Below are 19,233 nucleotides of genomic sequence, written 5' to 3' on the forward strand. Positions count from 1 at the left end.
CCGCTGAAGGGGCAAGTCGTCTACGAGATGCACATCGGGACCTTCACCCGGGAGGGCACGTGGGAGTCCGCGGCCCGCGAGCTGCCCGAGCTCGCGCGGATCGGCGTCTCCCTGATCGAGCTGCTCCCCATCGCCGAGGTCCCCGGCCGCTTCAACTGGGGGTACGACGGCGTGAACCTCTTCGCGCCGACGCGCCTCTATGGAAGCCCGGACGATCTCCGCCGCTTCGTGGACGCGGCGCACCGCGCCGGGATCGCGGTGATCCTCGATGTCGTCTACAACCACCTCGGCCCGGACGGCAACTACCTCGGCCAGTTCTCCGCGGACTACTTCACCGATCGTCACAAGACGGACTGGGGAGCGGCGATCAACTTCGACGGCCCGCGATCCGAGGCGGTGAGGGAATACTTCATCTCCAACGCCGGCTACTGGATCGACGAGTTCCACCTCGACGGGCTCCGGCTCGACGCGACGCAGAACATCTACGATGGCTCGAAGGACCACATCCTCGCCGCCATCGCGCGCCGCGTGCGGGAGGCGGCGAAGGGCAAGGAGACGTTCCTCGTGGCCGAGAACGAGTCCCAGGAAGAGTGGCTGATCCGCGCCGCCGAGCGGGGCGGCTACGGGCTCGACGCGATCTGGAACGACGATTTCCACCACAGCGCCAAGGTGGCGCTCACCGGCCATAACGAGGCCTATTACAGCGATCACGAGGGTTCGCCCCAGGAGCTCCTCTCCGCCCTGAAGCACGGGTTCCTCTTCCAGGGGCAGCGCTACCACTGGCAGAGGCAGCGGCGAGGGACGCCGGCGCTCGGCGTGGATCCGGCCCGCTTCGTCCTCTTCCTGGAGAACCACGATCAGGTCGCCAACACCGCGCGAGGCGAGCGGCTCTGCCACATCGTGAGCCCGGGCAGGCTCCGGGCGATGTCGGCGGCCCTGCTCCTCGCCCCGGGGACACCCATGCTCTTTCAGGGGCAGGAGTTCGGGTCCTCGGCGCCGTTCCTCTTCTTCGCCGACCACAACCCCGAGCTCGCCCCGCTCGTGCGCAAGGGCAGGGCGGAGTTCCTCGAGCAGTTCCCGTCCTGCGCGGCGCCCGAGGTCCGCGCGCAGCTCGACGATCCGAGCGACCCGCGGACGTTCGAGCGCTGCAAGCTCGATTTCTCCGAGCGCGAGCGCAACGCCGCCATCTACGCCCTCCACGAGGACCTCATCGCGCTCCGCCGGCGCGATCCGGTGATCCGGGCCCAGCGCCCGCGCGGCGTCGACGGGGCCGTCCTCTCGGCGCACGCCTTCCTCCTGCGCTACTTCGGCGACGACGGCGACGACCGGCTGCTCCTCGTCAACCTCGGGCGGGACATCCACCGAGGGTCGTTGCCGGAGCCGCTCTTCGCCCCGCCGCCGGGGCGCCGCTGGGAGACGTCGTGGTCCAGCGAGTCCCCCCGCTACGGGGGCCAAGGCAGCCCACCTGTCATCACCGAGGAGGGCGTCCATATCCCGGGCGAGGCGGCGATCCTCCTCCACCCCGTGGTCGGGACGCCGGTGCCCGAGAAGACGAGCGCCAACCCGCGCCCGGAGGAGCCCAAGAAGCATGTACGCTGACGAGATCTGCCGGAGGATGGTCTGGTCCCGGGGCGCCGCCCCCACCTCGCAGGACGACGCCGAGCGCGGCTCGGACCCGCTCACGCGGGAATGGCTCGTCACGAACGGCCTCGGCGGTTACGCGTCGGGCACCGTCTCCGGCGCGGTGACCCGCCGCTTCCATGGACTGCTGATCTCCGCGCTGCCGGCCCCCCTCGGCCGCACCATGATGCTCAGCGATCTCTCCACCCGGATCTTCACCGCGGACGACAGGGTGTACCAGGTGGGCGGTCAGGAGCCCTGGCTCGACGACGGCGGCGCGCAGGTCATCGATCTCGCCGAGTTCCGCCTCGAGGCCGGGCTCCCCGTCTGGCGCTACGAGGGCGCGGGGATGGCGATCGAGCGGCGCCTCCTCATGCCCCACGCGCAGAACACGGTCCATGTCACGTACACGCTCGTCGAGGGGACGGGGCCGGTGCGGATCGAGCTCCAGCCGTGGGTGAATTTCCGGCCGCACGAGGGCGCGCTCGATCGGCCGGTGGCGGGCCCCTATGCGCTCACCGTGGTCGAGGATCGCTACGAGCTCGCGTCGCCGAGCGACCTGCCGCCGCTCCGGCTGAAGGTCCAGGGCGCTCGGGCCGAGTTCAGGATCGAGAGCGCCCGGCTGCGCAACGTGCGCTACCGGATCGAGCAGAGCCGCGGATACGACGCCGTGGGCGAGTTCTACAGCCCTGGCCGCTTCAGCCTGGAGCTCCCGGTCTCCGGCAGCGTGACCCTGATCGCGTCGACGGAGGCCTGGGAGACGCTCAACGCCCTCTCCACGGACGAGGTGCAGCGCGCGGAGCACAAGCGCCGGACACGGCTCCTGCTCGCGGCGGCGCCCCAGGTCCGCACCGGGCCGGCGGCGGAGCTCGTCCTCGGCGCCGATCAGTTCCTCATCAGCCCCGCCGGCCGCGTCGAGGACGCCGCCCGCGCCCGGGCCGCCGGGGACGAGGTGCGCACCGTCATCGCGGGCTATCACTGGTTCACCGACTGGGGCCGGGACACCATGATCAGCCTGGAGGGGCTGACGCTCGTCACCGGGCGCCACACCGAGGCGGGCTACATCCTGCGCACGTTCGCCCATTACGTGAAGGATGGGCTCATCCCCAACATGTTCCCGGAGGGCAAGAACGACGGGCTCTACCACACCGCCGACGCCACCCTCTGGTTCTTCCACGCGCTCGATCGCTACCTGGCGACCACCGAGGATCGCGAGACGCTCCGGCTCATCCTCCCCACGCTGATCGACATCGTCGAGCACCACACCCGCGGGACGCGCTTCGGGATCCGCGCCGACCCGCAGGACGGCCTGATCCGCCAGGGGGAAGAGGGGTATCAGCTGACCTGGATGGACGCGAAGGTCGGCGATTACGTCGTCACGCCACGCCGGGGGAAGGCCGTGGAGATCAACGCGCTCTGGTACAACGCCCTGCGCCTCATCGAGCGCTGGGCGCGCGAGTCCGACGGCGACGGCGCAGCGAAGCGCTACGGCGTGGCCGCCGAGCAGGTCAAGGCCTCCTTCAACCGGCGCTTCTGGTCCGAGAAGCACGGCTATCTATATGACGTGATCGACGGCGAGCAGGGCGTCGACGACGCCTTCCGGCCAAACCAGCTCCTCGCGATCTCTCTGCCTCACCCCGTCCTCGACCCTGCGCGCTGGAAGGGGATCGTCGATCAGGTGAAGGAGCGGCTCTGGACGCCCGTGGGCCTCAGGTCGCTCGCGCCGGGGCACCCGGACTACAAACCGAAGTACTTCGGCGACCTCCGCGCCCGGGACATGGCCTATCACCAGGGGACCGTGTGGGGGTGGCTCATGGGCCCGTTCATCGACGCCTGGCTGAAGGTGTATCCCACCGATCTCGCCGGGGCGCGGCGCCTGCTCGAGGGCTTCGCGCCGCACCTCGACGAGGCCTGCGCCGGCTCGATCAGCGAGATCTTCGACGCCGAGCCGCCGTTCACGCCCCGCGGGTGCGTCGCCCAGGCGTGGAGCGTGGCCGAGGTGCTGCGCGCCTATGCCCGGACGGCCCCCTCGGGGGGCTGAGCGCTCGCCCGCTCAGAACACCACAGGAACCGCCGCCGGGCCGCGGATCACGGGCCACTCGCTCCACACGATGTCGCGGGGCGAGGTGGCGAGCTCGATGCGCGGCAGCCTCCGGAGGAGCGTCGAGAAGGCGATCGCCGCCTCGATCCGCGCGAGCATCGCGCCCAGGCAGAAGTGGATCCCGCTCCCGAAGGCGATGTGCCGGTTCGGCGAGCGGCCGATGTCGAAGCGGTCTGGATCCGGAAAGTGCTCCGGATCCCGGTTCGCGGCCAGGAGCCCCGCCGCGACCCCCTCTCCCGCCGGCACGCGGGCGCCGAACAGCTCGATGTCCTCGAGCGCCCAGCGGATCGTCGAGAGCTCTGCCGGCCCCTCGCAGCGCAGCGCCTCTTCCACTGCGGAGCCGACGAGCCCGGGGTCCTCGGCCAGCCGGCGCCGCTCCGCGGGGTGCGAGAGCAGGAGGAGCATGCCGCTCGCGATGAGGTGCACGGTGGTCTCGTGGCCCGCGACGAGCAGGAGGAACACCATGCTCGAGAGCTCGATCGGGCTCAGCTTGTGCTCCTGCTCCTCGGCGAGCACGAGGCCGCTGATCATGTCGTCGCGCGGGGCCTTGCGGCGCGCGTCGAAGAGCGCCCGGAAGTACGCCCCGAACTCCTCCACCGCGGACTGCCCGCGCTCCACGAACTCGCGATCTTTCGCGGGCGCGAGGAGGACCTTGGTCCACCGGCGGAACCGGTCGCGATCCTCGACGGGGAGGCCGAGGAGCTCGGCGATCACCCCGGTGGGGAGCGGAAAAGCGAAGTCTGCCACGAGCTCCATCCGGCGCCGGTCGATCACGGCGTCGATGAGCCCGTCCGCGATCGCCTGGATGCGCGGGCGCAGCCCTTCCATCATCCGCGGCGAGAAGGCCCGCTGGACGAGGCCCCTGAGCCGCGTGTGATCCGGCGGATCGGCGTCGAGCATGTGCCGATCCATGAAGGTCGTGCGCTCGCTGAGCGGGAAGTAACGCCGGCGCACCTCGGCAGGGAGCTTGTGGACGTCGCGGATCAGGCGCGGATCCTTGAGGAGCTCCACGCAGTCGTCGTGACGCATGGCCACCCAGATGGGCACGTCGAGGCGGGGGTGAATGAGGCGATGCAGGCGCCCCGCGGCGCGCATGCGCGCGTAGATCGCGTGAGGCTCGGCGCGGCTGCTCGGATGGAACAGCTCCGGAAAAGCGTCCTGGTCGACCATGATTCCCCCGTTCGTTCCATGGCGTCCGGACGTTCGAGGTGATGCTCGCGTCACGCCGGATCGCGAGGTGTGCATGGTGGAGAACCGCGCGCCGTCAAGCGGCGGTCGGAGCGCGGCGATCCATCGAGCCGCGGGCCCGGATCTCGAGCGCGCCGCGGGAGCGCGCCCGATCTTCAGGGCGCGTCGCTCGCGCCGAGCAGCCGCGAGATCAGCGTGTGCTCCACGTCGTCGAGCGCCTCGCGCAGGAACGACGGGTCGTCGAGGCGGATCGCGTCGTCTCCCTCGCGCGCCTCGACGGGCAGCTTGTTCCTGAGGCTCGCGAACTCGCGCAGCAGCGAGGACAGGCCCGCCTCGTCGTCGCGCAGCGCGCGCAGCGACCGCGTGAGCTGGCCGATCGCGTCGTCCCGCTCGTCCAGCGCGCCCACCTGGAGCGGCGAGATCGTCCGGGAGAGGACGCGCTCGATCCAGAGCGCGCCGCCGAGGTCGTTGGCGATCGCGCGGATCTGCCCCATCCAGCGCTCGAAATCGGCGCGGAGCGCGGCGTGCGCCTTCGTCGCGCCGCACAGGAAGACCCGCGCGGCCAGCGTGCGCCCGTCCGCCTCGGCGAGGCGCCGCTCGAGCTCCTCCCGCGTCAGATCCACGATGTCGTCGGCGCTCGCGGCCGGGGAGAGATCGACCTCGCAGGCGCACCAGCGCACGACGTCGAGGGGGCGGTGCTCGACCGAGGTGATGCGGCCCTCGTCCACCGCGACGAGCAGGGCGCCCTTCTCGCCGGTCTCGCGGGCGTGGCGGCCCTGGAGGTTGCCGGGGAACGCGATGTACGGATCGCGCGAGAGCACCTCCCGGGTGTGCACGTGGCCGAGCGCCCAGTAATCGTATCGCTTCCCGACGAGGGTGTTCAGGCTGCAAGGAGCGTAGTTGTCGTGGCCCTCGCGGCCGCCCAGGCAGGTGTGGAGCATGCCGATGTTGAAGAGGCCTGCCCGCGCGTCCGGATAACCCGCGGCGAGATCGTCGGTGACGGCCTTGGTCGCGAAGCTCTGTCCGTGGACGGCGATCCCGAGCCGATCGAAGACGATGGACTCGGGGCGGCGGGGATCGAGCCGCCGGGCGTTCTCGGGGAGCTCCAGGTGACGCGTGATGTTGCTCTCGGCGTCGTGGTTGCCATAGAGGAGCACGACCTCCACCTTGGCGGCGCGCAGCCGGGAGAGCTGCGCGGCGAAGAACAGGCCTGTGCTGTAGTCCTTCCAGTCGCCGTCGTAGATGTCGCCCGCGAGGAGCAGGAGGTCGACCTCCTCGGCGAGGCAGAGGTTCACGAGGTTCTCGAGCGCGCGGCGGGTCGCCCCGCGGATCTGCTCGACGGGGGCGCCCGGGTAACGGTCGAGCCCGCGGAGGGGGCTGTCGATGTGGAGGTCGGCGGCGTGGACGAACTTCATGGGCTGGCGCGGCCCGAGCTTAGCCGCTCGGCGCCGGGAGCGCTGCTCATCCGATGAGGATCGCGCTCGCCTGAAGCGGCCGAGCCGTGCCCTGGCGAGGAGGCAGACGGAGCGCGCCCGCGGAGGGGGGCTGACGCGGGCGCTAGCCTAACGGACGCACGTGCAGGCGGAGCTCGGTATCAGGCGTGTCCTTGTCCTGCTCGCCCGCCCTGTCGACGACTCGGGCGTCCATGCCGAGCTGCTGCAGGAGCTCGGTCACGAGCGCGATGGCCTCCTGCTTGTCCGCCTGCGTGCGCGGGGAGGACCATGCGTTGCTCTTCGCGACGAGCGTCCTCACGCGGCCCGATCCGCGCAACCGGTTCATGTCGGGGCTGCCCGCCCACCTGCTGGCCGACGTGCTCGGCCTCGGGGCCGGCGCGTTCGCGCTCGACGCCGCGTGCGCGTCGTCACTGTACGCGATCGCGCTCGCCTGCGAGCGGCTGCACGATCGCGAGGCCGACCGGATGCTCGCAGGCGCGGTGTGCCGCTCGGACGATCTCTTCATCCACATCGGGTTCTGCGCGCTGTCGGCCATGAGCCGCACCGGGCAGAGCCGCCCGTTCTCGTCGGAGGCCGACGGCCTGGTCCCGGCGGAGGGCGCGGCGTTCGTGGTCCTGGAGCGCCTGTCGGACGCGGAGGCCGCGGGCAGGCCGATCCTCGGCGTGATCCGCGGGGTCGGCCTGTCGAACGACGGCCGCGGCCGCGGCCTCCTCGCGCCCGCCGTCGAGGGCCAGCTGCGCGCGATGCGGGCCGCGTATGCGACGGCCGGCCTCGATCCTCGCGAGGTGTCGCTGCTCGAGTGCCACGCGACGGGCACGCCCCTCGGCGACGCGACCGAGATCGCGACCCTCAAGGAGGTGTTCGGCTCCCGCGAGGTCCCGCTCGGCTCGCTCAAGTCGAACCTCGGTCACCTCGTCACGACGGCCGGCGCGGCCGGGCTCCTCAAGCTGCTCGGCGCCATGGCGGCGGGCGTCCGCCCGCCGACGCTGCACGCCGATCCGCTGAGCGAGGCGGTCGCCTCGAGCCCCTTCCGGGTGCTGCAGCGCGCCGAGCCGTGGGAGGGGCGTCGGCTCGCGGGCCTGTCGGCGTTCGGGTTCGGCGGGAACAACGCCCACCTCCTCGTGGAGGCGTACGAGCCGTCGTCGCCGAGGAGCCGAGCGGCCCACGCCGCGCCGCAGGTCGCTGCAGCGGCCTCGCGCCCTGTCGATGCCGCGCGCCCCGCGCCGGCAGGCCACCTGGCCGTGGTGGCCATGGGCCTGTGCGTCGGTGAGCTCAGCGGCGTCCGGGCCTTCGCCGAGCCGCTCCTCTCGGGCCGCGGCGCGGATCCTCGCCGCGCGGCCGTCGCGCTGCCGGCGGACCGGCTCCGGTTCCCGCCGCGCGATCTTCAGCAGGCGCTCGCCCAGCAGACGCTGCTGCTCGAGGCGGCGATCGAGGCCACCGAGGGGCTCGCGCTGCCGCGCGATCGCACCGCCGTGCTCATCGGCATGGGCGCCGACACCGAGGTGTGCAGGTACATGACGCGCTGGCGGCTCGCCGAGACGGCGCCGCCGCGGCTCGGTCCGTCGGTCGACGTCGGCGCGCTCCAGGACGCGATCATCCCTGCGCTGCAGGCGGCGGGCGTCGTCGGGAACATGCCGAACATCCCGGCGAACCGGCTGAACAGCCAGCTCGACGTCGGTGGACCGTCGTTCACGATCGCCGCCGAGGAGCTGTCGGGCCCCTGGGCGCTGCGCGTCGCGTCCCGCGCCCTGCGCGCCGGCGCGGTCGACGCGGCGATCGTCGGCGCGGTGGATCTCTCGTGCGAGCCCGCCCACGCGGCCGCGCTCGAGGCGCTCGGCGTCCGCCTGCCCCCCGGCGACGCCGCCGTGGTGCTCGTGCTCGAGCGCCTCGACGACGCCGTCCGGGAGCGGCACCCGGTCCTGGCGGTGGTCGTGGACGAGCCGGGCGACCCTGGCCTCGTGCTGTCGTCCACGGATCTCGCGCCGCGGTTCGGCCACGCGCACGCCGCGTCGGGGCTGCTGCACGTGGCCGCCGCGGTGCTCGCGTGCCGTCACGGCCGCAGGCTCGACGGGGCGCCGTGGTCCGACGAGATCCGGGTCGCCGAGGTCCGCTGCGCCGGCCTCGGCGGCGGCTCGCTGTCGGTCCGCATCGGGGCCGGCGGCCCTGCCGCGCCGCTCCCGCCGCCGCGATCGGCGGAGGGGCCGATGCTCACGCTCCCCGCCCACCCGCCGGCGATCGTCGTGCCCGGCGCGGCCTCCTGTTCATCCCCCGGAGACTCCATGGAACCTGCGCCGCCTCTGCCGTCCGCTCTCGACGACCTGCCGCCGCTGTACCCCGGGCCCACGGGGTTCTCTGCCGCCGACGCGGAGCGGGCGCCGTCCTGGGACGAGCCGGCGGCGGTCGAGCCGGCGGTCGTCGCGGCCGTCGCCGCGCGCCTGGCAGAGGAGCCGCCGCCGGTCGGACCGGCGGTCGTCGCGGCCGCTGCCGTGGATATCCCGGGCGACGTGATCGCCGGCGCCGCGGCGTTCACCGTGCAGCTTGCGCAGATCCACAAGGAGTGGGCGGAGCAGCAAGCCCAGGTCCACCGTCGGTTCCTTCAGATGCGGCAGCGCGCGCTGGACTCGCTCGTGCAGGCGTCGTCGGGCGCGGCCGCGGTGGTGGTCGAGGCCCCCTTGGCGCAGGCGCCCCACGCCGCGCCGGTCTGGATCGATGCCCCGCGCACGGTCGAGTCGCCGCGCCCCGCCGCTGTGCCGCAGCCGGTCGGCGCGTCGGCTCTCGCGCGCCTCGACGCGCCGCGCCCCGCTGCTGTGCCGCAGCCGATCGATGCGCCGGCTCTCGCGCGCCTCGACGCGCCGCGCCCCACCGCTGCGCCGCAGCCCGCTCGCGCCGAGGCGCCGCAGCCCGCCCGCGCCGAGCCGCCGCGCTCGTTCGAGCCGCCGCGCCCCGCCGCCGCGCCGCCTGCGCCGCGCCCCGCCGCCCAGCCGGAGCTCCCTGCGGCGTCTTCCCTCGCGCCCCGCGGCCCCCGGTTCAGCCGCGAGCAGCTCGAGCACCTCGCCTCGGGCCGGATCTCCGACGTGTTCGGCCCGCTCTTCGCCCGGCAGGACGCCTATCGACGCCAGGTGCGCATGCCCATGCCGCCGCTCCTGCTGGCCGATCGGGTCACCGGGATCGACGCCGAGCCCGGCTCGATGAAGCTCGGCACGATGTGGACCGAGACCGACGTGCGGTGGGATTCCTGGTACCTGCACGACGGCGCGATGCCGGCCGGCGTCATGATCGAGAGCGGCCAGGCCGACCTGCTGCTCATCAGCTGGCTCGGCGCGGACTTCGAGAACAAGGGCGAGCGCGTCTACCGCCTGCTCGGCTGCGAGCTCACCTTCTACGGCGGCCTGCCGCGCCCGGGCGACACGCTCGTCTACGACATCCACGTCGACGGGCACGCGAAGCACGGCGACGTCCGCCTGTTCTTCTTCCACTACGACTGCCGCATCGGCGGCGAGCTGCGCCTGAAGACGCGCAAGGGCCAGGCAGGCTTCTTCACCGACGAGGAGCTCGCGAGCTCCGGCGGCGTCCTCTGGGACGCGGACACCGCCGAGCATGCGAAGACCGCCCGCCTCGATCCGCCCCGGATCGCGTGCCAGAAGTCCGCGTTCGACCGGGCCGACCTCCTCGCGTTCGCGGCCGGCGACGGCGCGGCGGCGTTCGGCCCCGCCTTCGATCGTTTGAGCACCCACGTCAGGACGCCGCGGATCAGCGCGCCGCCGATGCTGTTCTTCGATCGCGTCGACGTGTTCGACCCGGCCGGCGGCCCGTGGAAGCGCGGCTATCTCCGGGCCACGCTGCCGATCACGAAGGACGGCTGGTACTTCGAGGGCCACTTCAAGGACGACCCCTGCATGCCGGGGACGCTCATGTTCGAGGGCTGCCTGCAGGCGCTCGCGTTCTACATGGCGGCCATGGGCTTCACGGTGGACGCGGACGGCTTCCGCTTCGAGCCCGTGCCGGAGATCCCCTACCTGCTCCGCTGCCGCGGCCAGGTGGTCCCGACGAGCCGGGTGCTCACCTACGAGGTGTTCGTCGAGGAGGTCCACGACGGCCCGTGCCCGACGGTGTTCGCCGACTTCCTGTGTACGGTCGACGGCCTCAAGGCGTTCCACGCCCGCCGCGTGGGCCTGCGCCTCAGCCCCGACTGGCCGCTGACGAGCGCCCCCGAACTGCTCGACGGCCACGTCGAGCCGGTGCCGGTCGCGCGTGTCCCCTGGTCCGAGACGGGTGCGGCGCCGCCGGATGGCGCCTCTGCAGACGCCGGCGGCTTCCCGTTCGATTACCGGAGCCTGCTCTCGTGCGCCTGGGGCAGGCCGTCGGACGCGTTCGGGCCGCTCTACCGCAGGTTCGACGGGGGACAGCACGTCGCCCGGCTCCCGGGGCCGCCGTACCACTTCATGAGCCGGGTCCTGTCGGTCTCGCGCCCCATGGCGGCGATGAAGGCCGGCGCCGAGGTCGAGGTCGAGTACGACGTCCCGGAGGACGCGTGGTACTTCGACGAGAACGCGAGCCTCACGATGCCGTTCGCGGTGGTGCTCGAGGCCGCGCTCCAGACGTGCGGCTGGCTCGCGAGCTACACCGGCTGCGCGCTCTCGACCGACGGCGCGCTGTACTTCCGCAACCTCGACGGCAAGGGCACGCTGCACGCCGAGGTCCTGCCGGCGCCGGCGCCGGCAGTGAGCGCGCTGCGCACCAGGTCGCGGCTCACGAACATGTCCCGGTCGGGCGGCATGATCATCCTCTCGTTCCGGGTCGAGTGCAGCCTCGGCGGCGCGCGGGTGTACGAGCTCGACACGGTGTTCGGCTTCTTCCCGAAGGCCGCGCTCGCGACGCAGATCGGGATCCCGCCGAGGCCCGAGGAGGTCGCCGCGCTCGATGAGCCGTCCGATTTCGACGTCGATCTCCGCGAGCGCCCCGCGCGGTACTGCGGCGGCAAGCTCGGGCTCGCGCGGCCGTCGCTGCTGATGATCGACCGGATCGACGGCCTGTGGCAGGCCGGCGGCCGGAAGGGGCTCGGCCGGCTCCGCGCGCGGCGGGACGTCCACGCGTCGGAGTGGTTCTTCAAGGCCCATTTCCTGGGCGATCCCGTGCAGCCAGGCTCGCTCGGCATCGAGGCGATGCTGCAGACGATCCAGTTCTGGATGCTGCACCAGGACCTCCACGCGGGCCTGCGCGATCCGCGGTTCGAGCCCGTGATGACGGGGCACGAGCACTCCTGGCGGTACCGGGGCCAGGTGCTGCCGGCCAGCCGGCGGGTGACTGTCGACACCGACATCCTCGAGGTCGGCCGCGACGACCGCGGGCCCTACGTCATCGCCGAGTCCTACCTCTGGGTGGACGGCCTGCGCATCTACGGCGCGACGCTCGGCGTGCGGATCGTCGACGGCGCCTCGCCCCGCGCGCGTCGCGACGTCGGCTTCGACCCGCGCGCGAGCGCGCGCCGCCTCGCGTCGCTCCCCGGCGCCGTGGGCGGGAGCCCGCGCCTGCGCCCGCAGGAGCAACCCGCGGCGAAGGCCGCGCCTGCGCCGGCGCTCGACGACGTCGAGGAGGTGCTGGACCCGGACGGGTGGGTTGCGGATCACCGCCCCACGTGGACGGTCCCGGCGCTCCCCGGGATGAGCATGGTCGACCGGCTGGCCGGCGCCGCGTTGCGAGCGCGCCCGGGGAGCGTGGTCGTGGCCGTGGAGGACGTGGTGGTGCAGCGCTGGCTGCCCGTGCCGGGGCCGGTGCGCGTCAAGGCCGAGGCGACCGGCTCGGGCGACGAGCTCGATGTCCGGCTGCTCGCGTGGCGCGAGGCATCGAACCCGGCGCTCTCGCGGTTCGAGCCCGTGTGCACCGGCCGCGTGCGGGTGGCCCGTGACTACCCGCCCGCCCCGGCGCCGGAGCCGGCGCTCGACGCACCTGAGGCGGACGATCCGTACGCGGCGGGGACGCTGTTCCACGGCCCTGCGTTCCAGTACCTGACCTCGCTCAGGCTCGGCGCGCGCGGCTCGTCGGCGGTGCTGGACCCCCGGAGGGGCTCGGTGCCCCCAGGGACGCTGCACCAGGGCATGCTCGACGCGCTGACCCACACCATCCCGCACGATCGGCTGTCGCTGTGGGATCCAGGGTGCCCGCCCGCCCAGATCGCGTTCCCGTCGCGCATCCCGTCGCTCCGCGTGTACGGGCCGGCGCCCGAGTCGCCGGTGCGCGTGGAGGTGCGTTACGAGGGCCGTGACGATCGCTTCGTCTCGTTCCGGGTGCAGGCCATCGCGCAGGCCGGGGCCGAGGTCGGGGCCGCGGCGGGAGAGCGCGTCTGGCTGGAGCTCCGGCTTGTCGAGGTGCTGCTCCCGCAGGGGCCGATCGGCGGCGCGCCGCCCGGGATCCGCCGGGCGTTCCTGCGCGATCGCGCGCCGGTCGACCTCGCCGTCTCGCGCGTCGACGCGGCGTCGGGCGAGGCGCGCTGCAGCCCCGCCGACGTGCGCACGATGGACTGGATGCCCGGCACCGTGGCGCAGCTCTACGCCGCGTCGGGCGACCTCGTCGAGGCGGCGGCGGTGAAGGATCACGTCGCGCGGCGCGCGGGCGTGCACCCGTCGACCGTGTCCCTCGCCGGCGTCTCGTCGGCGCAGCCGCTGACCCGCTGGCCGTTCACCGTGGCGCGCGAGGGCTCGGAGGTCGTGGTCCGCGACGCGGGCCCGCCCATGATCGACATCGCGCCGGTCCGCCGCTACTGGGGCGCGGCCATGGGCATCGGCCGGTGGCCGGCGGAGGACCTCTACTTCGGGCTCATCGAGCGGTTCATCCGCCGGGTGCACGTCGTCGATCCCGCAGCGTTCAGCGCCGTGAAGGGCCGGAGCCTGCTCTACCTGGGCAACCACCAGGTCGGCGTGGAGTCGCTGCTGTTCGGCATCGCCGTGTCCGGCCTGACGGAGGTCTCGACGGTCACGCTGGCCAAGGCCGAGCACCGGACGACGTGGCTCGGCACGATGCTGGCGCACTGCTTCGCGTACCCGGGCGCGCGCGATCCGAAGGTGATCACGTACTTCGATCGCGAGGACAAGGCGTCGCTCGGGAGCATCATCGCCGAGCTCGGGGCCGAGATGCAGGGGGCTGGCAAGGGCGTGATGGTGCACGTCGAGGGCACGCGGTCGCTCGAGTGCCGCACGCCGGTGCGCAAGATGAGCGGCTCGTTCATCGACATGGCGCTCGCGGTGGGCGTCCCGGTGGTGCCTGTGCGCTTCTCCGGCGCGCTGCCGCCGGAGCCGCTCGAGCGGCGGCTCGAGTTCCCGCTCGGCATGGGCGTGCAGGACATCTGGATCGGCCGCCCGCTGCTGCCCGAGGAGCTCGCGGGGCTGACCTACAAGGATCGCAAGGACCTCGTGATCAGCGGCATCAACGGGCTCGGCCCGAGCAACGCGGTCGAGCAGCCGTTCCCCGGGGATCCTGCGTTCGCGGCGTCGGTGGACGCCTGGGTGGAGGAGGCGGGCGTCGCGCACGAGGACGCGACGGTCTTCCGGGTGCTGCAGGCGTGCGCCGACCCGACGCCGGAGACAGCCGCGATCCTGGAGGCCGCGCGCACGGGGCGGCTCGTCGCGCCCGACGCGCGGCGGGCGGACTGGCTGCGGAAGCTCGCCGCGCGGCTCATCGGGAGGCGGCTCGGGGGGTGAGCCGCGGCTCGACCCCGGGAACGAGCCGTCGCCGCGCGCGTGTCACGGCCGCCGTTTCGGTCGCGACACGCGCGCGCCCTGGCCCCTCACCACCTGATCGCCGCCGGCTCCGCGACCCAGTTCAGGCTTCCCCCGTTGTAGTCCGGCTCCGGCCGGGTCAGCGCGTACGTCAGCACCACGCCTCCCGCCACCACCGCCGCCGCGCCCGTCCAGAACCACCACCGCGTCCACAGCGACGGCCGCACCTGGATCAGCTTGGCCGTCATATCCGCCCGCTGCCCCGCGTGCAGATCGAGCGTCGCCGCGTACGTCTCGAACCCGTCCCGCACCACCTCGATCCTGTACTTCCCCGGCGGTCGCTCGATGTCGATGGGCGCGAGCCCGGCCTCGCGGCCGTCCACACGCACGAGCGCCTGCGCCGGCTCCGCGCGCACGGCCACGCGCGCGGGCAGGATGTCGAGGTGCAGATCGAGCGTCGCCTTCTCCCCCGGCCGGTAGGTCTTCTGAACGAACGCATCCTGGCGTCCTGGCCGCGCCGCGCGGAAGAGATGGACCCCGGGATCGAGCTCGACAGTGAACCTCTTCTCCACCGGCGCCGCCGCGCGCTCGGCAGACCCGGGGAGCGTCACGAAGACGCGGGTCCCATCGTCGGTGGCCGGCCGGAGCGCGCGCCCGTCGACGGTCAGCGGGGTGCCCGGGGGATCCAGCGTGACCGCCACCCGGACCACGAGCTGATCCAGCTCGGCGACGAACGCCCTGGCGTCGTCGATCTGCGCGGCCGCGAGGCCCTCGGTGCCCGCGAGCACGCGGCGGAAGGTGCGGCGCGCAGCGACGTAGCGGCCCAGGGCGCGCTCGCAGAAGCCGATGTTGTACTGGACGATGGGCGCGTCCCGCGCCGCCGCCGCCTCCTCGAAGGCGGCGAGCGCCTCGCCCCACTGCGCGTCCTTCGATCGCTGCACGCCGAGCAGGAACGCCGCCCTGCCGCGCGCGGTGCGCTCATCGACCGCCGGCGCCTCCGCCGGGGCCGGCGCCTCGGCGCGCGCGCGCCCGGCCGTCGAGAGATCGAGCGCCGCCACGACCAAGCCACCCAGGATCCATCGCGTCCGCATCGTATCCCTCGTCTTTGGTCGCCCCCTCAGTCCGTCCCGCCGCAAGCGATCTCGCAGTGGGCGAGCGCGCAATCGAGCCCGGCCTTGTGGGTCGCCACCGCGTCCGGGAACATGGCGTCACACTCCTGGAGACAGGCCTGGTCCGCGACGTCGCACGGGACCTGGCAGTTGTCCAGCAACGCACACTCGATCTCATGCTGGCAAGCCGCCATCTCATCGGCGCAGTGCAGGTTCTGGCACTTGACGCAGGGGTCCAGCGGCTCGTTGCCGCAAGCGTCGTCGTCGAAGCAGAAGTACTGCATACACGCCATCCGGTGGCTGTAGGCGGCGTAACCTGCCGTGTGCGCCTCGTAACACGCGCTCTCGCAGGGCGAGAAGGCGGCATCATCCGGGGCCTCGGCGCACGCCTTGACGCACGTGACAAGGTCCTGGCAATCCTGGTCGTCTTTGCACGCCTGGTAGGTCTCGCAGCAGCGCTCGTCCTCGCACTGATAGCAGGTGTTCGGATCCGCCGACGGCGAGCACGTCTGGTTGAAATCCGGGTCTGTCGGGGCGGGGATCTGACCGCAACCGGCGCACGCCGCGCCCGGGCCGGAGAGGCGGCAGTCGATGAAGGCCTGTTTCGCGCTCTGGCCAAGAGAGCCGGTGACGGGCGGGCACGCCTGCTCGCACGCGATGTCCGCGTCTCCGCCCGGGCCCAGCGGACAAGCGTCGAGGCAGTCGAGGTAGGCGGCGCAGCCCGGGTCGGCCGCGCAGGCGTTCACCTGGGACAAACACGCTGTCTGCTCCACGCACGTGCCGCACGCGCTCGCGCCGTACGTGGCCTCGCCGCCGCCACCACCGCTGCCGCCGCTGCCGCCCGATCCCGTGCTCGCCGCCGCTCCCGGAGCTTCTGGGGAATCGCCGTCGCACGCGGGGGAGAGCGCCGCCGCGATGGCTACGGAGAGCGCGGCGAGCACTGGCCGGGTGAACCACGACATACAATCTCCTCGCGAGCGGCAGAGCGATGTTCGGGTAATTCGGGTGATTGGCGTGATTCGGGTGAAGCGGCGAAAGAACCCGCTTGGCCTCGCCGCTCCTCGATGATAGCGAGGAGACTACTCCTGGGTCCTGTCGGGCGGCAACGAGAAACGAGAAAGGCGAAAGGCGGCAGGTGGTCGAACCGACACGCGCGCTCTCGATCCTCTCCGTGCTCGCTGCGGCTGGGCTATCCGCCTCCTGCGGTGAGCGAGAGCGCCGGCAGCTCCTCGTCGTCGTGGACACCGACGCGCCGGTTGCTGCGCAGCTCCTGGCGGACCCCTCCATCTCTCCGGAGGCGGTCATCGATACGGTGCGCATCGACGGGTTCGACGAAGCGTGGCGCCCCGGCTGCATCGATGACGTCGACTGCACGGCGAACTTCGTCCTGCCGGACCCTTCGTCCTGGCCGTTCTCCTTCGGGGTGGCCGCGCCGGAGGAGCGGAGCGCCGTGCTCCGCCTGCGCATCCGGGCGTTCCGCGGCGCCGTCGCGACGCGGGGTAAGGACTCCATCGAGGGGAGGGGGTTCTCGACCATCGATCCTCCGCCAGAGGCCGCCATCGACCGGCTGATCGAGGTCGCGCTCCCCGCGTCCGGCGTGGAGACGGTGCAACTCGTGCTCTCGGCCGATTGCCTGGGCGTGCCCGCGTCGCTGCGCAAGCCGCCGCACACGTGCATCGACGCCTCCAGGCGCACGGCGGTCCCGTCGGATGGCGTCCTCGTCGGATCGGAGGCAGACATGGGCGCGACGCGCGCCGGCACGTGGTCGCGCGCGCGGGAGATCCCCTGCGGCGCCGCGCCCGAGGGCGCCGATGCCGTCTGCATCCCCGGCGGATTCAGCGTCCTCGGCCAGGCCGAGCTCGCCGGCGTCGACGAGCAGAGCTACGTCTCGGTCGTGCCGCCGCGGCCGGTGCATGTGGGCCCGTTCTTCATGGACAGGACGGAGTTCACGGTCGGTCGCTTCCGTGCGCTGCTGAACGAGGGGCTCCTCCACGCGGAAGGCGATGACCTCGCCGGGCCTGATCCGGGCAGGGCGGGGCTCGCAGACTGCCGCTGGCTGGGCGCCGCCGACGGCGCGAACGATAAATATCCCCTCAACTGCATCTCGTGGCGCCTCGCCCGCGAGGCGTGCAGAGCGAGCGGCGGTGATCTGCCGACGGAGGCGCAGTGGGAGCACGCAGCGCGGGGTCGAGGGCAGGGGCGGATCTATCCCTGGGGTGACGCGTCTCCCGCGTGCTGCACGGCGAGCGCCGGGCGGGGGACGCTGTGCCCTGGCGATCCGGGGCCGGAGGAGGTCGGCTCGCATCGGCCCTCGGCGGCGTGCGGCGGCCTGGGCGACAGCTCCAGGGATGGCGTCCTGGATCTCGGCGGGAGCCTGAGCGAGCTGTGCGCCGACAGGCTGGTTCCGTACGGAGAGGGCTGCTGGAGCGCGCCCGGGGTCTTCGTCGAGCCCCGCTGCGACGATGACGGCATCAACGCCCATGCCGCCCGTGGCGGAGACTGGGCCAGCGGCCCCGCGAACACCAGGCCCGCGTTCCGGAGAGGTGATGTCCTGGACTCGCTGCACGGCTTCCGGTGCGTCTACGCGGGAGGTGCGCCGTGACGGCTCGTTGCCTGTCGACGGCGCTCGCGGCCGCCGGGCTTCTGCTCCCGGCGCTCTCGGCGTGCGAGCCCGAGCCTCGCCAGTGGCTCGTCAGCGTCTCCACGGACGCACCGGCGCCCCGCTTCGGCGATCACCTGCTGCTCGAGGTGATGGGCGAGGGCGCGATCTGCACCGGGTGCATGCGGCTCATCGGGGTGGATGGGCCGGACAGCCTGCCCGTCAGCTTCGGCGTGGTCCCGCAGGAGGAAGGCGCCGCCGTGCGGGTCCGCGCGCGGCTCTACCGGGCCGAGCAGGCGGGCCCCGACGGCCTCCCACGCGGTCCTGCGCTGATCGACGCCGTGGCCAGGCTCCCGCCGCTCGACGGCGAGACGCGCGTGGCGCTCGATCTGTCCATGCGCTGCTTCGGCGTCCCGAGCCTCCCCGAGCAGCGCGCGACCTGCGATCCGGAGGCGGGCGCGCTCGCGCCGGAGCCGGTGCTCCCGCTGCTGTCCGAGGCCGAGGCCCGGCCAGAGCCCGGCTCCTGGCCGGGCGCGGCCCCGGTACCCTGCCAGGGGCCGGCGCCCGCGGGGATGGTGTGTGTGCCCGGAGGGGTCTTCCTTCTCGGGACGCCGCGACCCGGTTACACCGTCGATCTCGACGAGCTGAGCCAGCCCGAGCGCCTCGTGCAGCTCGGCGCGTTCGCCATCGACGCGGACGAGGTGACCGTGGGCACCGTCCGGGAGCTCGTGGCGACAGGGCAGATCCGGTCAGAGCCCGTTGTCAGGGACCTCGACGCGCCGGGGTCGGACCTGGGCGCTTGCACGTACCTCGGCGCGTCCGACGGCGCGAACGACGCGCTGCCCGTCAACTGCGTCACCCACGCGCTGGCGGAGGAAGCCTGTTCGGCGCGGGGATTGCGGCTCCCCACCGAGGCTGAATGGGAGTACGCGGCCGGCAACCTCGATGACGAGACGGCCTATCCCTGGGGCAACGGCGGGGATCTCTGCGCGATGGCGCTGCTCGGCAGGGGCCGGGGCAGCGGGGAGGTCGACCAAGGCGTGTTCGAGAACTCCGGCTGTCGCCCGCTCGACGCGCCGGTGCCCTGGGGGCCTGTCGCCGGAGGAGCCCCGAGCGACGTGACCGCCCTCGGCATCCGGAACCTCGCCGGGAGCATGTCCGAGTGGGTGGCCGACACCTTCGCTCCCTACGCCGCGCCTTGCTGGCAGTCGGGCGGGCCGCTCCTCGTCGATCCGGTGTGTCGTGAGCCCGCGCCCGGCGCGGCGCCGAGCTTCTCTTATCGCGGGAGCTCCTGGTCGGGTTACAAGCTGGGGGCCCGGGCCACGGCGCGCAGCCATGAGAGGGCGTCGGCGTTCAATCCGGCCACCGGCTTCCGCTGCGCGCAGCCGATGTGATCGCGCTGCCGCGGAGCGGCGCCGGCCGGCGATCGCGGTACGCTGCGTCCGGCCGG

General features: G+C 73.0%; 10 protein-coding genes. 5 read left to right on the forward strand and 5 right to left on the reverse strand.

The annotated features are described in order from the left end of the window. Window positions 1-1,599 (forward strand): alpha-amylase family glycosyl hydrolase (locus POL72_RS31395; RefSeq protein WP_272100053.1); only part of this gene is annotated, 1,599 nt, incomplete at its 5' end. Beyond that, on the forward strand, window positions 1,589-3,661 hold the full coding sequence (locus tag POL72_RS31400; protein ID WP_272100055.1) for an amylo-alpha-1,6-glucosidase: 2,073 nt from the start codon (window positions 1,589-1,591) through the stop codon (window positions 3,659-3,661). The genes POL72_RS31395 and POL72_RS31400, both read left to right, overlap by 11 nt. A gap of 12 nt (window positions 3,662-3,673) precedes the next feature. Here POL72_RS31400 and POL72_RS31405 read toward each other — a convergent pair whose 3' ends face one another. From POL72_RS31405 to POL72_RS31415, 3 genes are all read right to left on the reverse strand, one after another. Continuing rightward, window positions 3,674-4,891 carry a cytochrome P450 family protein gene (locus POL72_RS31405; protein ID WP_272100057.1) on the reverse strand — a complete coding sequence of 406 codons (1,218 nt, stop codon included), beginning with the start codon at window positions 4,889-4,891 and terminating at the stop codon, window positions 3,674-3,676. 173 nt (window positions 4,892-5,064) lie between these two features. After that, window positions 5,065-6,324 carry a metallophosphoesterase family protein gene (locus tag POL72_RS31410; protein ID WP_272100059.1) on the reverse strand — a complete coding sequence of 420 codons (1,260 nt, stop codon included), beginning with the start codon at window positions 6,322-6,324 and terminating at the stop codon, window positions 5,065-5,067. A gap of 142 nt (window positions 6,325-6,466) precedes the next feature. Then, window positions 6,467-6,661, reverse strand: coding sequence for a hypothetical protein (locus POL72_RS31415; RefSeq protein ID WP_272100062.1), 195 nt, complete (start codon window positions 6,659-6,661; stop codon window positions 6,467-6,469). Here POL72_RS31415 and POL72_RS31420 point away from each other — a divergent pair. After that, the gene (locus POL72_RS31420; protein WP_272100064.1) at window positions 6,636-14,057 is read left to right on the forward strand and encodes a beta-ketoacyl synthase N-terminal-like domain-containing protein; all 7,422 of its coding nucleotides are present in this window, start codon (window positions 6,636-6,638) and stop codon (window positions 14,055-14,057) included. The genes POL72_RS31415 and POL72_RS31420 overlap by 26 nt on opposite strands. Window positions 14,058-14,143: 86 nt before the next feature. Here POL72_RS31420 and POL72_RS31425 read toward each other — a convergent pair whose 3' ends face one another. Together POL72_RS31425 and POL72_RS31430 are read right to left on the reverse strand one after the other, a co-directional pair. Beyond that, window positions 14,144-15,166, reverse strand: coding sequence for a PEGA domain-containing protein (locus tag POL72_RS31425; protein WP_272100065.1), 1,023 nt, complete (start codon window positions 15,164-15,166; stop codon window positions 14,144-14,146). Window positions 15,167-15,192: 26 nt separating this feature from the next. Beyond that, window positions 15,193-16,146, reverse strand: a complete 954-nt coding sequence (locus POL72_RS31430) for a hypothetical protein (RefSeq protein ID WP_272100067.1) — start codon at window positions 16,144-16,146, stop codon at window positions 15,193-15,195. Window positions 16,147-16,319: 173 nt separating this feature from the next. Here POL72_RS31430 and POL72_RS51355 point away from each other — a divergent pair, with 173 nt between their 5' ends. Both POL72_RS51355 and POL72_RS31440 read left to right on the forward strand, forming a co-directional pair. Then, complete coding sequence (locus tag POL72_RS51355) at window positions 16,320-17,786, forward strand: formylglycine-generating enzyme family protein (RefSeq protein ID WP_272100069.1); 1,467 nt, start codon at window positions 16,320-16,322, stop codon at window positions 17,784-17,786. Next, window positions 17,783-19,177: a formylglycine-generating enzyme family protein gene (locus POL72_RS31440; protein ID WP_272100071.1), complete on the forward strand. Its 1,395-nt coding sequence runs from the start codon at window positions 17,783-17,785 to the stop codon at window positions 19,175-19,177. The genes POL72_RS51355 and POL72_RS31440 overlap by 4 nt, the downstream gene beginning before the upstream one ends. Window positions 19,178-19,233 lie beyond the last annotated feature (56 nt).

Source organism: Sorangium aterium (assembly GCF_028368935.1).
GTDB classification, from domain to species: domain Bacteria; phylum Myxococcota_A; class Polyangia; order Polyangiales; family Polyangiaceae; genus Sorangium; species Sorangium atrum.

Bases quoted from the DNA above. Each gene is read 5' to 3' on its own strand.
- POL72_RS31430 (WP_272100067.1), bottom strand. From the start codon at position 16,146: ATGTCGTGGTTCACCCGGCCAGTGCTCGCCGCGCTCTCCGTAGCCATC.
- POL72_RS31400 (WP_272100055.1), top strand. From the start codon at position 1,589: ATGTACGCTGACGAGATCTGCCGGAGGATGGTCTGGTCCCGGGGCGCC.
- POL72_RS31405 (WP_272100057.1), bottom strand. From the start codon at position 4,891: ATGGTCGACCAGGACGCTTTTCCGGAGCTGTTCCATCCGAGCAGCCGC.
- POL72_RS31425 (WP_272100065.1), bottom strand. From the start codon at position 15,166: ATGCGGACGCGATGGATCCTGGGTGGCTTGGTCGTGGCGGCGCTCGAT.
- POL72_RS31410 (WP_272100059.1), bottom strand. From the start codon at position 6,324: ATGAAGTTCGTCCACGCCGCCGACCTCCACATCGACAGCCCCCTCCGC.